Consider the following 15,161-nt stretch of genomic DNA (forward strand, 5'->3'; position numbering starts at 1 on the left):
TATAAATTTAACATCGGCTTTTTCGAAATACCGTCGATAGCCGTCTGTTTTTCTACTGCAGAAAAGCCGGCATTTAAAGCGTAATTTTTACTCTGCAATATATCTTTTACAGTATTTTGCAAAACAAAGACTCTTTTAGGCAAAATACAGCTTTGCAAGGCTAATCCAAACAATCATCAACTTTATATTTAAGGACGTCTTCCGGTATTTTATCAGGGTTTAAATCCTTAAGGGCTTTCTCGCTTCCAAAAGAAACCGCCGTATCATAATACCAGCATTTAAATCTAAGGGTATTCATAGTTTTTTGGAGCTCTTCAATTTGCTTTTCTACTACGCCAAGGCGTTCATAAAACAGCTCCCGCCTTTCCTCTAAGGTGCTGTCACCTTCCTGGCACCAATCAAGAAAAAGCTTTATCGCCTTAATCGATAAGCCGGAGTTCTTCAGGCATTCAATTATTCTGAGGCTTTCCATCTCTGCCTCATTAAACCTGCGAATGCCTCCGTTGCCGCGTTCCATATTCGGAAACAAGCCTTCACGGTCATAATAGCGTAAAGTTGAAATTGTGATACCAGTAATACTGGCTACTTCGCCAATGGAATATTTCATAATGGAACTCCTTTTCCAATTTTAAAAACCTGTTAAAGTATGCTGCAAACTTCAGGCTTGTGGCTGAATTCAAATAAAATAGGAACATTGTCAAATGGAACAGGAAAAACTCCTGAGCGGTATAAAAGCAAATTCACTATACGTATTTTTAATTCAACTATAATAAAGCTTTATATTCTATAAAAATGCCCCTTTTCCAGCCTGCAGTACCTTCAACCTAAACCTTACTTTAGGTTACATACTAAAGATACCTTATAGTCCATTTTCTGTCAAGAAAACCCATTATATATAGTAAATTTCACACAAGGATGCAATAAAAATCTATTTTTCATAAACGGCTTAAACATATAAAACCCCTGTGTTTAAGCCATTCAAAACAGACGACTTTTATTACTGTTTCATCTGAAATTTACTATAGATGTCAACCTTAAAAAGTTTTATAACCTCATCCTTGTATCTTTTTTAAAGTTCACTTAGTATAAAAAAGAGCGCAAAAAAGGCCGCTTATAGAGTAAATCTCCTAATGGGCCTTTGGGGATATTTAAACCATCTATATTTGTCATCAATTTAAATATATAAAAATTACCAAGGCTTCGGCTAAAAATTTCTTTCCTTTATCCCTTTATTTTATGTGAAATGCCTTAAACAAAGCAAATGTTTTTATATGCCTGAGATTGCAAGCTAAACTCTTGTGGTCTCTCATATCGTTTAGTATGGCTGAAATCATAGTATTGCCAAATGGAACAGGAAAGAAATCCTGACTGGATTAAAATACCCTTTACGGCATTTTACGAAACAAAAATTCTTATTGATTTTCTCTTATTTTATGTCTTCTTAGAGCCAAATACTTACTACGGAATAAAATCTATTTGACTATATAATAAAGACAGTATTTCTATCATAAAATATCCGCACATGCAATCTGTCTACACATTAGGAACAAAATATACTGGTCTTTTTATTTTATCAAAGGCATACAATCCTATTAAGCTAGTATCCTCATTATTAAACATATAAGTATTTAGTGAAAAATCTATGTTTTCTATATTTCTAAAAACTTCGCTAATCAAGCGAAATTTCCTTTAAAAGCGGCGGACTATAAGCCGAATGATGCAAATATCTTAATCATCCACACTACCCCAAAGCCCATGGCTATTAACATTAACAAATCGATTATAATAATAGGCAAAGAAAATTTCTTCCATCTATAGGGCAGCTTCTTTACAGTATATTCCGTAGATGCAGCTATTTTTACAAATATCATCATAATACCCATAAAACAAAATACCAGTATAATCCACCGGATAATTTGATTTGACATTGTGCCAAGAAGTATGGCCGATATGTATATCAAGCTGAACATGAGTACTGTCTTGGCAGAGCTTTCTGAATATTTACGCAAAGCCCCCTTAATTTCTTCTGCCATGTCAATGTGCTTGCTTTTGTAAAACATCTCACCTATGCTTATAATAATTGACCAGCAGATCGCAAAAGCGGCAACAGGCGAAGCGCAGATACTATAGATAAATTGCATCATTTCAAGCCTCCCAACCATTATTCTATGTCTCATTATATTAGCATAGCTCTTAGAATAAAACCTCTGTTTCCATAGGCATATATGGCCTTTATATGTTACAGCCTCTATACATCAGGCAAGATATTCTGTTTTTTAACTTCATATCTTTTTATTCGGTTTTCAAGAAATATTTTATTTCGGGCTAAAATTTATCACATTTTCCATTCACATTAATAAGTATGAGGACTTTGCATGGCGAATACTGAATCTTTCATTTCTACACAAAATAAAGTATTCGTAATTATGGTTTTCAGGATTCTGCCAGATATCCAGATATAGCAGAATGCATTTCAATCCGAAGTGCCTATAGCTTAAAACACAAAATATCCTCTGATATTTTGCAGCACTCTGTCACTTCGGCTTCAAGGTAATTCAGCTATAAACCGCAAAAAAGGCCTCTTGCTTATATAACATTAAAAAAGAGGAGGGTGTAAATGACACAGGAATATTCTGATATGGCTAATAGTATCGTCATGTGGATTGCTTGTGCACCAGGGGTTTTAATAGTACTTTTTCAATCTTTTTTGTTTTTTAAGAAAAGCAAAGCAGATGCTATTAAAATCGGATTAACCCAGAAGCAGGTTACAAGCGCCGTCAGAAGCGCTGCCGTAACCTCTATCGGTCCTTGCTTTGTAATGCTGACCGCTATGCTGACTCTAATCCTTTATGTAGGGGCACCCCTTGCATGGCTTAGAGTTGATTTCATCGGCTCTGTTTCTTACGAACTACAAGGCGCTGATTTCGCAGCCAAAGGTATGGGCATTGAATTAGGTTCTGCCGCTATGGATGCAAACTACTTAGCCACTGCTGCAATTGTGATGGCCGGCGGCTGCATTGGCTGGGTTATATTTGCAGCGCTGTTTGCCGATAAGATGGATAAGGTTAATCATCTTATGTCAGGCGGGAACGCCGCTCTTGTACCTATCCTTGGCACAGGTGCCCTAATCGGTGTTTTTTCATCTCTTACCACAGACAGGGTTTATCCTTTTAGAAACCAAGCCTTTGCCGTAATTATTTCAGGTCTTATTATGTTTATAATCCAAAAGTATAACAAAAAGGCAAATAAGCAGTGGGTTAAAGAATGGGGCCTTACGATTTGCATGATTGTGGGCATGGTGGGCGCAACTATACTTGAAGGATTGAATGTGCTGCCAAAATAAAGGAAGGATGTGATTGCATAATGAATGCTGAACAACAAAAAGTATTCGATAATGATTATATGCCTTATATTATTAAATGGGGTAAAATTACCTGCTGGCTCTCAATACCGCTGATTTTTATACCGGCTTTTGCCCTAGCCATTTTTTATGGCGCCGCTCCTTCTATCGGGGGCATTATGACAGGCCTGATTGCATTGGTTTCAGCTATGGTTGCATGGTATGTAGTTGACCCTATAACGCTGTTTCCTATTTTGCATGTACCCGGAATGTATCTTACTTATATCGCCGGAAACTCTAAAGAAATTCGGGCTCCTGCGGCCACCTCTGCTTTATCTTCTGCAGACGTTCAGGCAGGTACCCCTCAGGGAACGGTTATAAGCTGTATTGCTATTTCAACCTCTATATTTATAAGCATTGCCGTTATGACTTTGGTTGCTATTGCAGGCCAATTTATATTAAGTTTATTGCCAAGTGCCGTAATAAGCTCCCTAAACTACTTACTGCCTGCTCTTTTCGGTGCAATGCTTGTTCAAAGAATTATGATGGATTATAAAACCTCTGCTATTGTTATACCTGCGGCCTTTTTCTTCCGCTGGTGTACCCTTCAGGGATTCTTCTCCTGGCTTCCATGGGGAGGAGGGTATGCACAAATCCTTCTTTGTGTAATAGCAGGGACTATTGCAGCAAGAAAGGTTCATGCTAAGATTATAAACCAAAGCAAATAATTTTATAGTAAATTTAAAGCATTATGAAACACGGCTCATAATGCCTATAAATACTTTAAAATATTTAAGAATATATCTTTAAATATACTTTTCCAAGCAAATTATTAAAGGGGGATTAACAAATGGGATTTAATGAAAAAGTTCATGCGTTTATAGCGGCTAAATTTTATGTGCATTTGACAGAAGAATTCGGTGAGAGAGGTAAAAAAGCTTTTATCCACGCCACACAATATTACGCTGAGCAAAGAGGACGGAGAATGGCTCAGAGGGCTATCCGTGACGGCTATGATTTAACCTATGAAACTTATCTTCAATATGGGGAATGGGTTAACACACAGTATACTATTGAAAATGAAGTTTCCAATCAATCAAAAATTGAAGAAATCAGCCCACATTATTTAATACATATCCACCGCTGCCCATGGCATGCCCAGTTTAAAGAAATGGGCCTTATTGAAGCAGGCCATGAATACTGCGAGCATTTAGATAACTCTATCTGCCGGGGCTTTAACCCCTATCTTACCTATGAGGTTGACCAGACGCTTCATAAAAGCGACTATTGCATTCATAGAATTTTAAATACCAATTATAAAGAGATTCCCCAAAAACCTAAAAAAGCAGCATATCTTCAAAGCTTCGATTACCACTGCGGCCATTCCTATTGGTCCTATGCAGAGGTAACAGGGGCTATCTTTGCTGAAAAAGGTGAGCAAGTAAACACTCAGGTTCTTAAGGACTTTACGGATGAATATGGACAGGAAATGGCAGATAAATTAGTTTCTTATAAAAATACAAATTTTAATGTGACAAATTGCTAAATTAAATATCCATATCCTTTTATATACTTAAATTCATATGAAATAGCGGCATTGCCAAATGGAACAGGAGAAAATCCTGGCTGGATTAAAATATCGTAAACGGTATTTTGCAAAGCAAAAATTCTTATTGCTTTTCTCCTGTTTAATGCTTTTTAAGTCTATAGTAAATTTCAAATTAAGCGGTAATAAAAATCGTATATTTTGAATGGCTTAAACATGGGGATTTTATATGTTTAAGCCTTTTATGAAAAATAGATTTTTATTACATCCTTCAGTGAAATTTACTATAAATGCTTATAAGTTTATAAAAGCAAATTGACTATACAATCTATAAAATTTGGATTGCGAGGCAATCCAAACCGTTCCTAATTAAATTCATGCCTTTTTATCATTATCAAAAAAGAAAGGTTATAGCCTAGGCTATAACCTTTCTTTTTAAGCGTCCCCGAGACGACTCGAACGTCCGACCCTTCGCTTAGGAGGCGAATGCTCTATCCACTGAGCTACGGAGACATGAAGCCAAGACAAGCCTCAGCTTTTTAACGCAATAGCTATTATACTATATAATATTATTTAGCGCAATAGTTAAATACCTCATCTATAAGGGCAACCCCTGTCATGGGTTTGCCGTGGTTTCCTATATGCCACAAAGAAGGCATTTATCTGCGGCCTTTTACATACCTTCCCCGAAAAGCCATGCTTTAAAGCCGATGAGCTTGCTTCCTAGGGGAATGGCTCTAAGCTCTCTTTCACCCAATCCGTTTATCATAAGCATCGCAAGGCCATAGGCAACGATTCCTACAAATATGGAGATAATAAGGGCGATGGCATTGCTTGGATATAGGCTGTATATTAAATAATAGGATACATAGCATATTCCGGACATAAATATAGAGGCGAAAAGCGGTTTAACAAAAATACCTTTAAAATCAATTTTTGCTCCCGTATAGCGGTAAGCCAAAAATACATTTATGGGAGCCGCAACTGCATAGCATACAAAGGTTCCGAAAACGGCGCCTAAAATATTCAGCTGAGGTATGGAAAGAAGAACGTAATTCACAGGGATTTTTATTAGACAGCCCACAAGCGCGGACATAACGGGAACTTTAACCTGCCCTATTCCTTGAAGAATACCCGTTGATATTTGGTATAAGGATAAGAATATAATCGTAGGGAAACCAAAAGCAAGCAAATATCCGCCGGCAGGCGCCCCGGGAAAAATCAGTTTATATATCTGATCTGCAAATATACCCATACCGAAGGAAGCAGGCACACATATAATCATGGCAAGCCTTAAGGCAAGATTCGTCTTCTCCCCTACGGAAGCATGGTCTTTTAAGGCAACGCTTGCAGAAATATTCGGTATTACAGCAGTAGCCATGGTTGAAGCAATGGCTACTGGTAAAGTCGTAAGGGCATTGAATTTATTGGAAAGCAGACCAAAAAAAGCCAATGCCTCGTTATAGCTAAAGCCTCCAACCTGTATTCTTGATATAACCATAAGGCTGTCGATAATACCTGTAAAGCTGAAGATGGCCGTACCTGCGATAATGGGAAAAGCCGTCCGTAAAATTTCTTTTAATATGGCGCTTTTGCTTTCATATTCGGCGTAGCTTTTTCTTCTTTTTATTTTTCTGAATATCCTGCCCCTTGCCATGGCATAAATAAGCATAATGGATAAAAGCCCTATAAGAGCCCCTATTCCCGTGCCGGCGTTGCCGCCGCCCGCCGCTATGGAAATATCATCTGTTCTTTTCATTAATACATATACCAGAAGAATACTGAATACGGCATTAAATATCTGTTCAATAATTTGGCTTATGGCTGTGGGGATAGTGTTTCCCATGCCTTGAAAATATCCTCTGAAGGAGCTTAATACAGACGTAATCAAAACTGTAGGGGCAAGGGCTATGAGGGAATAATAAGCGTCCGGGCTGTTAATCAGACTGGAAAAAAAGCCTGCGCCAAAAAAAAGCACAAGACTGCTTATGAGACCTATGATAAGGGCAAATTTTAAAGATACCTTAAAAACCTCATGGGCATTCCCGTTTTGTTTCAGGGCAAGCCTTGCAGAAACCATTCGGGAAACAGCGGCAGGAAGCCCCGCCGAGGAAAGGATATAAAAGAAATTATATACAACCCCGCCCATGCCGTAAATCCCTATGCCTTCGTCGCCGATCATATTGATAATAGGAAGCTTGTAAAGAAAGCCCATAACCCTCGTAATGATAGCGGCGGCGGCAAGTATAAAAGCCTGGGCCATAAAGGACGAGCCTCTCGAATTGTCGGACATAGTCTACCTCATGTTTCTATTTGGATATTATCATTTGTAATTTATAAGCAGATAACAATAGCAAAGGCCTTAGGGCGAAAAGATAAAAATTCTATGGCTTATATTCTTTTCAGCTTGCCTAAATAATAGATGTAAACAAGGAAAATATTCCCTTATTTAAAGCAGGCTTTTGTTATTGTTTCTGCAAATACTTCAAAGCAAAGAAAATATTATGCCTAAATTGGAATTAATATCAAATAATCCCTAGTCAAATGGAACAGGAAAAATCCCGACCGGATTAACATACCGTTTACGGTATTTTCCAAAGCAAAAACCCTTATGGCTTTGCTCTTATTAATGCCTGCTAAAGCCAATGCTTACAGCAGACTAAAAGCAAATTAACCATATGCCAAAAGGCTTACTGCAAGTTATCGTAAATCAAATTAATAACAGTAATAAAAATCGTATATTTTATGCTTAGTGAACCTGGAAACACTTACAGGGAAACTGTTAAAGTGTTTTCAGGCGAACGCCCTCTTATAGCCAACAAAGATATTTTAATCTTTGTTGGCTATGAATGGCTTAAACATAGGGATTCCATATGTTTAAGCCGTTTATGAAAAATAGATTTTTATTGCTTCCTTCTGTGAAATTTACTATAATATATTCTTTGCTTCTATTTTTCTATAATTATACACTATTTTCCGCAGTTTGAAACTTTAAGTCTTTATTAAATCCTTAGGGCGCGTCTAAAAAGCCAAACAAAAGCCTGTTTTCAGACCCTGTTTAGTCCTCTTTTGCCCTTCTTGCAGCTCTCATTCGCTGGGTAGAATCAAGGATTTTCTTTCTTATCCTAAGCTGGGTAGGACTTACCTCCACAAGCTCGTCGTTGGTTATAAATTCAAGGCATTGCTCAAGGCTCATCACAATAGGCGGCGTAAGCTTTGTATTGTCGTCGGAGCCTGCGGCACGCATGTTGGTAAGCTGCTTTCTCTTGCAGACATTAACCTCCATATCCTCTCCTCTGGCGTTTCTTCCTACGACCATGCCGGCATATACCTTTGTGCCAGGGCCTACGAAAAGTTCTCCTCTTTCCTGAGCGTTCACAAGGCCATAGGCAAAGGCTTCGCCTGTTTCAAAGGCAATTAAAGAACCTTGGCTTCTGCTTATGATTTCCCCTTTATATTCGCCGTAGCCGTCGAAAAGAGAGTTCATAATGCCTGTACCCTTGGTATCCGTCAAAAATTCAGTACGGTAGCCTATAAGCCCTCTGGCAGGGATATTAAATACGATTCTCGTATATCCCCCTTTGGAAGGAGCCATATAATTAAGCTCGCCTTTTCTGCTGCCAAGCTTTTCGATAACGGTTCCCACAAATTCTTCCGGCACATCTATGGTAACGACCTCCATAGGCTCATGAAGCTTTCCGTTTACCTCTTTATATAAAACCTCAGGCTTTGAAACCTGAAATTCGTAGCCTTCTCTTCTCATGGTTTCTATGAGTATAGAAAGGTGCAGTTCTCCTCTTCCCGAAACCTTAAAGCTGTCGGTGCTGTCGGTTTCTTCCACTCTGAGACTTACGTCGGTGTTAAGCTCTTTAAAAAGCCTTTCTCTGATCTGCCTGCTGGTTACAAATTTTCCTTCTTTGCCTGCAAAGGGGCTGTCGTTGACGGAAAAATTCATACTAAGGGTAGGCTCCGATATTTTCACAAAGGGAAGGGGCTCGGGATTATCGGGGGCACATATGGTGTCGCCTATATGAATATCATCTATTCCCGATACGGCTACAATAGAGCCTACGGTTGCAGAGTCCACATCCTGTCTTTGAAGGCCCTCAAATTCATAGAGCTTACTTACCTTTACTTTCTTTTTCTTTAAGGGGTCATGGATATTTACAATGGAAACCTCATCGTTAACGTGTATCTCTCCGTTTTCAACCTTGCCGATGCCGATTCTTCCAAGGTATTCGTTATAGTCGATGGTGGAAATTAAAAGCTGAAGCGGAGCATTCTCGTCTCCTTCGGGGGCCGGTATATGCTTTATTATGGCGTCGTATAAAGGACGCATATCCCTTCCTTCGCCGCCAAGTTCTGCATAAGCGATACCCTTTTTCGCAGAAGCAAAGATAAAGGGGGCATCCAGCTGAGTGTCGTTTGCGTCAAGCTCGAAGAAAAGCTCCAAAACCTCGTCGACTACCTCTTCCGGTCTTGCTTCGGGCCTGTCCACCTTGTTTATACACACAACCACCGGCAAATTAAGATTAAGAGCGTGTTGGAGAACGAATTTCGTCTGAGGCATAGGACCTTCAAAAGCATCTACCACCAGTATTACGCCGTTTACCATTTTAAGAACCCGCTCAACCTCTCCGCCGAAATCCGCATGGCCGGGGGTATCAATGATGTTTATTTTAACGCCTTCATACCTGATGGAGGTATTTTTAGACAAAATGGTGATTCCTCTTTCTCTTTCAATATCTCCGGAATCCATAACCCTTTCGTTTACTACTTGATTTTTCCTGAAGGCACCGCTTTGCTTTAAAAGCTCGTCTACAAGAGTTGTTTTGCCATGGTCAACATGGGCAATAATTGCTACGTTTCTAATATCTTGTCTTATCATAAAATAAAGTTTCCTACTTTCTTAAAAAGCAATGCTTAGAGAATGTTTTGCATTGAAAAACTGGGCGTTTATAGTAAAACAAACTGATTATAGTAACAAAAACCGTATATTTTGAATGGCTTAAATATCAAAGTTTTATATGTTAAGCTGTTTATAAAAAATAGATTTTTGTTACTGCCTTAATCTTGTTTTGCTTTAATCCTTTTTTAGCTTGTTAAGTATACCACTTCTTAATTTATTAAACAATAGCAAGCCTTTCCATATAAGTCCTCTTTTAAAAGGCCTCATAAAAAGCATAAAAGCAAATTGACTATAACATAATAAATTATATCCATCGTAATTAATTTATATTTCAAGAAATTGGCTGTGAACAGGCCAAACCTTGGACTTTTTGTATATAAAAGAAGCCTTTCAAATGAAATTTGAATTTGTTTCACAAATCCAAAGCGTTACCCACTAATTTCACAGGGCATCCTTGAACCGCATCTACAGTAAATTTTTCATAAAGAAAATAACAAAAGCCTATTCCCTATAGATTTAAAAGCACAGATTCCCACAGGAAACGGTACCTTTTTGAGTCTATGTGAAGATATAATTTTGTTGCTGTTTAATTTTAAATTTACTATATCCTGTTCTTTAAGTTCATACCCTGCCATCATCATAAAAAAACCTTCCATATTAATATGGAAGGTGTGTTGCTATAATCATCTATATTGCATTAATGAAAAACATTAATTGTAATTTCAAAGATTATAACCTAACTACGTTTGCAGCCTGTGGACCTTTAGCGCCTTCAACTACGTCAAATTGAACTTCCTGGCCTTCTTCTAAAGTCTTGAAGCCGTCGGAGTTAATAGCGGAGAAATGTACAAATACATCGTCTTCGTTTTCGATGGAAATAAATCCAAATCCTTTTTCTGCGTTAAACCATTTAACTGTTCCTGTTTTCATTAAAAAAATCCTCCTAGAAAATAAAAAAAATAAGGGTTACCTTGTAACATAACTACATTAACACATAAACATACCCATGTCAACATATTTATTATATAATTTCACCGTTAACAAAGCCATAATCTTCCAATAAGTCGTCAAATAATATGGATTTTCGTGCAAGTTCGTCACATTTATTATTTAAAGCGTTTGAACTATGGCCTTTTACCCAATGAAATTGAACATTATGCCTTTCGAGCAAAGTCAAAAGCTCTATCCAGAGGTCAACATTGAGGGCCTTGTCATTTTTATTTCTCATCCAGTTATTTTTCTTCCATTTTGTAACCCAGCCCTTTTCTATGGCGTCAACAACATACTTCGAGTCGGAATAAAGTGCCACGTCGCAAGGCTCTTTCAAAGCCGAAAGGGCGGCAAGAACCCCCATGATTTCCATGCGGTTATTGGTGGTTTTTTTATAGCCCTGAGAAATCTCAAGCTCCTTGCCGTTATAGATGATGACAGCGCCGTATCCGCCGGGGCCCGGGTTATAGGAGCAGGCCCCGTCTGTATATATGGTGACGTTCTTCCTCTTACCATGATATTCAGCCTCTTCGGTGCTTTCTTTTTCTTTTTTGAGGATTTCTGTATTTTCTTTATTTTCTGAGAGGGTTAATGGATTATCATTATGATGCTCTCTAGAATTAAGCAAATATTCGGCATATATTATATCCTCTGAAGAGGTGATTTTTATATTCTGAAAAGAACCTTCTTCAATATACACCGGTTCTCCTATATATTCCAAAAGAGACGCGTCGTCCGTCGCCGAGTAGCCGTCCTTCAGGGCTTTTTCATAGGCCTGCTTTATTAAACGGCCTTTAAAGGCCTGGGGGGTTTTTGCGGAATATACAAGACTTCTGTCTATGGTTTTTTCAATAATGCCGTCCTTTACTGCCTTTAATGTTTCCGTGGAAGGGCATGCCAAGATACAGGCATTTTTATTAAATGCCCCTTCATAGGCTTTTTTTATTTCCTCTTGGGTTACAAATGGCCTTGCCCCGTCATGAATCAGTATAATGCCGGAATCTTCGCAGAGCTTTACACCCTCATACACGGAAAGCATGCGGCTTTCTCCGCCTTTAATAATATGCTTAACCTTTGAAAAGCCGTATTTAAGCACAATATTTTCCTTGCAGAAATCGATATAGTCCTCCCCTGCAACGATGATGATATGATCGATTAATGAATTATTCTGAAATGCCTCTATCGTGTAGGCTAAAACAGGCTTCCCATTGATTTCCACATACTGCTTGGGTATGTTAAGGCCTGTTCTTTCCCCTTTTCCGCCGGCAGCAATGATTGCCGCAGCTTTATTTTTATCCATATAACGCCCCCTGTATCAACAACAAAAACATATACTTTCTATCCCGGATAAGCTTAATTTATACTCGAATAAAAGTAAAATAGCAGCGTTGTAAATTTGCTTTTCCTTGATTTTATGCATCCTAGGAGCCTGTTGCGTACTGCGGAAGAAAAGCAAGTTTACTATACTATACAGTAACTTAAAAACAGTCTGTTGTCAATTAAAGAGCTTTGAAGGTTCAGGACAAATGCATGAAAAAAATTATGTACAAATCCCTTTCTTTAGCACAGCAGGCTTTTATGTTTTGACCGGATTTATTCCGGTCAAAACGTAAAAGCCTCCGAAGTTTCAAAGGAACTTTGGAGGCTTTCCGACAGTAAACTCGCAAAAATATCATTTTTGCGACAGGACAAACGCTTTATGCGTTTGTCTTGTTTGAAGGTTTCTATAAAATAAATTTCTCATGAAGAGGCAACAAAATTCGATTCTCTTTAGACTTAAAACAGGATTCTTCACAGGAAAAGGCGCATTTTGAGCTTGTGTAAGCATACAGTTCTGTACTGTTTTGCTTTACAGTCAATTTGCTTTTATTGCGCCGTAAGTATTCAGCTTTAAAGGGCATAAAATAAAAGCAAAGCAAATTAACAATGCTGCGATTTCATATTGATTCAAGTATAAATTTACCATAAAAGAAAAAACGCAGGCTTACGCCTTTTGAATCAAGAGGTAAACCTGCGGAATTATTAAATATTCAATCTGTTAAAGCACGGGGATAAGGTCGTAATAATCCTGAACACTTGCGTTTCTAAGGCAAGCCTTTATGATTTGACGGCCAAGGGGCAGAATGTCGTCATCAAGATAGGACTCAGCTTCCGCCATAAAGAAATCCGTAAGCATTTTCGCGCCGATATCGTAGGCTTCTTCTCCCACTTCCGGCTGATAATTCACCTGGAGCAATGCTCTTGGGATTCTCTCCCCGTCTATTTTTATTTCCTTTAAAGCGTATCCCAAAATAGGGCATCTGCTTTCAATCAGCACTTCCGGTCTGAACTTTGTTCCGCCCCGCCTTGAAAGGTATTCTCTTGCAGTCCATTGGGCGGCAAAATTAACCTTATAAACCCCGATATACTGATTGGGAATTAGAACGTATTTCGTATTGGGTGTATTTAATATCTGTTCCAGAAGGATATTGGCCTGATCAACCTTTCTTCCTGTGGCAAAGGGCCAGTAGGAGCCTACCCCTTCTGATTTCATGCCTTTAGATATGTCAAGAATACTGGGGTTTGCATATCCTCTCGGAGCCACAAGCCGCCAGAGCCACCCAAGCGCAGGGGGAAGCACGTGGAACATGCCTACAATGCCGTAATTGGGGTTATCTTTTGAAGTGGGGGGTGTTCTTATGCCAAAGGAACGAATATCCACCTCTACGGCCCCTTCAAAATGGTTTTCAACATGCCTTCTGGGTAAAATGGCCCTTGGGTTGGGGCAGGGCTTTCCAGGCTCATCCATAACCGGCTCCCATATAAGGCAGGTAGACCCGGGGACAGCTTCCATATTCAAAAAGCATAAAGGCTCTTTCGGGTTTATTGTGGCTTTTTCCGTGGAAGGCTCCGTGCCGTATTCCGTAATATGGTTTACTCTTAAAAACCAGCTGTTTTCAGCGTCGGCAACCACAAGCTTGCCGCTGTGGTTTTGAAGGCTTGTATGGGCAATTGCCATATCGTCTGTAACAGGATTAAATTTGCAATGGTCGTATATATGAACTCTTACTTCTTCATTGGTAACGGTATTTACCCCAAGAAGCAAAGAGCCGTCGTCTTCTCTGTGGAAAGGCTCTATCATTTCGCTTTTTCCGCCGCCGCTTGCCCCTTCATGCATAATCGTCGTCGTCATTTCGTAGGGGGTCACGATGGATACGGTGGAAGCATGCAAGGTTGTCCAGCCTTCCTGCTCGCCTATATTTAAAAGCACGCCGTAAATGCCTTTTTTGGCTGACGGGCCGGGATATAAATTATAAGAAAAAATCTCATGCATCTCATAAAGCCTGTTATGTACTACAACCTGTTTTCCTTCATAATCCGTATGCCTGAAAGGCGGGGCCACGTATATTACAGCTCTCGGCTTAAAGAAATTAGGGATTTTGCTTTTAGGCACAAAGCCTTGAAGGTCTGCCATAGAGGCAGCAAAGAACGCCGCATTTTTAGGGCATATCAATAAAGAGGGGTATCCAAGGCCTAAGCTTTCATTTCCCGAATAAAAGGGCATGATAATCATTTCATCAAGGGCTTTTATCCATTCATAAGTGGCCCTTCTTATGCCGTCAAACTTAACCCCAAACCTTTCCTCATGCCTTATCTTATCCGTTGGAAGGCTGTCGGCGATAAACATACAGTCCGGGTCTCTTCTTCTCATGTAGGTATCTTCATAGTTGCAGACAATGCCGTTTTTACATTTTATTACCTGGGCTTCTCTAACCATGCCCTTTCCCTTAACATCATAGGAAATATCAAATGTATCATTCTCTTTTCCGCCCATCGCAAGGTCAAAAAGCTCCTGCCTTGATTCGGGTATGGTTATTTCGGCAGATGTGTTCTCAAGAATGTCAATAACCTCTCTTGGAAGAAGCATCTTATTTAAACTTTCTCTACTCATAAGAACCTCCTTAATAGATGCGTAAACTTATTAAACTTGAAAATTGCCTTTTGATTTTTAAGTTTAATAAGTTTTCCTTAAGTCTATAATAAATAAACTTTATCTTTTTTAAGCTTATTTATCATATTTAACTCCGGTCAAGCCCTTAAAAATTAAATAAGAAGGTGATATTAAAGGCAGTTATGAGCAGAAAAATCATGGGAATATGATTTCTGAAAAAAGAAATATAATATTTCAAAAGCTTCAAAAAATTTATACGGCAGTATAACTTCATTCAGAGTTAAAACAAAATCATGCTTAACTTGCTTTAATGGAATTGGAAGCTTTTAATAATGCCATAAGAAATTTAAAATTAATCCGCAAAACATTATTGTTTATAATTTATATTCCTCTTTATCCGTATCTGTCTCTTTTGCTAAACCACCCGGTGTCAAACCCTGTCTTT

10 protein-coding genes and 1 tRNA gene are annotated in these 15,161 nt (G+C 38.7%); 3 read left to right on the forward strand and 8 right to left on the reverse strand.

What is annotated here, in order from left to right; all coding sequences use genetic code 11:
• Positions 1–160: 160 nt before the first annotated feature.
• Both NBX03_RS14415 and NBX03_RS14420 read right to left on the reverse strand, forming a co-directional pair.
• A complete protein-coding gene (locus NBX03_RS14415) occupies positions 161–607 on the reverse strand; it encodes a MerR family transcriptional regulator (protein ID WP_330638424.1) in 447 nt (148 codons plus the stop codon).
• Between the two features lie 1,096 nt (positions 608–1,703).
• Positions 1,704–2,144, reverse strand: coding sequence for a hypothetical protein (locus tag NBX03_RS14420; protein WP_250228470.1), 441 nt, complete (start codon positions 2,142–2,144; stop codon positions 1,704–1,706).
• A gap of 473 nt (positions 2,145–2,617) precedes the next feature.
• Here NBX03_RS14420 and NBX03_RS14425 point away from each other — a divergent pair, with 473 nt between their 5' ends.
• From NBX03_RS14425 to NBX03_RS14435, 3 genes are all read left to right on the forward strand, one after another.
• Entirely contained in the window at positions 2,618–3,343 is a 726-nt protein-coding gene (locus tag NBX03_RS14425) for a DUF5058 family protein (protein ID WP_250228471.1), read from the forward strand.
• Positions 3,344–3,363: 20 nt separating this feature from the next.
• The gene (locus tag NBX03_RS14430; protein WP_250228472.1) at positions 3,364–4,068 is read left to right on the forward strand and encodes a hypothetical protein; all 705 of its coding nucleotides are present in this window, start codon (positions 3,364–3,366) and stop codon (positions 4,066–4,068) included.
• Positions 4,069–4,190: 122 nt separating this feature from the next.
• A complete protein-coding gene (locus NBX03_RS14435) occupies positions 4,191–4,886 on the forward strand; it encodes an L-2-amino-thiazoline-4-carboxylic acid hydrolase (RefSeq protein WP_250228473.1) in 696 nt (231 codons plus the stop codon).
• 440 nt (positions 4,887–5,326) lie between these two features.
• On the opposite strand, the gene NBX03_RS14440 is transcribed toward NBX03_RS14435, so the two are convergent.
• The 6 genes from NBX03_RS14440 to NBX03_RS14470 form a co-directional block, all read right to left on the reverse strand.
• Positions 5,327–5,399, reverse strand: a tRNA-Arg gene (locus NBX03_RS14440).
• A 160-nt stretch (positions 5,400–5,559) separates the two neighbouring features.
• Positions 5,560–7,179, reverse strand: a complete 1,620-nt coding sequence (locus tag NBX03_RS14445; protein ID WP_250228474.1) for a putative polysaccharide biosynthesis protein — start codon at positions 7,177–7,179, stop codon at positions 5,560–5,562.
• 765 nt (positions 7,180–7,944) lie between these two features.
• Positions 7,945–9,774, reverse strand: coding sequence for a translational GTPase TypA (gene typA / locus NBX03_RS14450; RefSeq protein ID WP_250228475.1), 1,830 nt, complete (start codon positions 9,772–9,774; stop codon positions 7,945–7,947).
• A gap of 750 nt (positions 9,775–10,524) precedes the next feature.
• On the reverse strand, positions 10,525–10,725 hold the full coding sequence (locus NBX03_RS14455; protein ID WP_250228476.1) for a cold-shock protein: 201 nt from the start codon (positions 10,723–10,725) through the stop codon (positions 10,525–10,527).
• 91 nt (positions 10,726–10,816) lie between these two features.
• Positions 10,817–12,085: a 2-C-methyl-D-erythritol 4-phosphate cytidylyltransferase gene (gene ispD / locus NBX03_RS15990; protein ID WP_323373242.1), complete on the reverse strand. Its 1,269-nt coding sequence runs from the start codon at positions 12,083–12,085 to the stop codon at positions 10,817–10,819.
• Between the two features lie 738 nt (positions 12,086–12,823).
• Positions 12,824–14,716 carry a DUF4914 family protein gene (locus NBX03_RS14470; RefSeq protein WP_250228477.1) on the reverse strand — a complete coding sequence of 631 codons (1,893 nt, stop codon included), beginning with the start codon at positions 14,714–14,716 and terminating at the stop codon, positions 12,824–12,826.
• Positions 14,717–15,161: the final 445 nt, after the last annotated feature.

Origin of the sequence: Anaeropeptidivorans aminofermentans (assembly GCF_940670685.1) — a bacterium.
Taxonomy (GTDB): Bacteria; Bacillota; Clostridia; order Lachnospirales; family UBA5962; genus Anaeropeptidivorans; species Anaeropeptidivorans aminofermentans.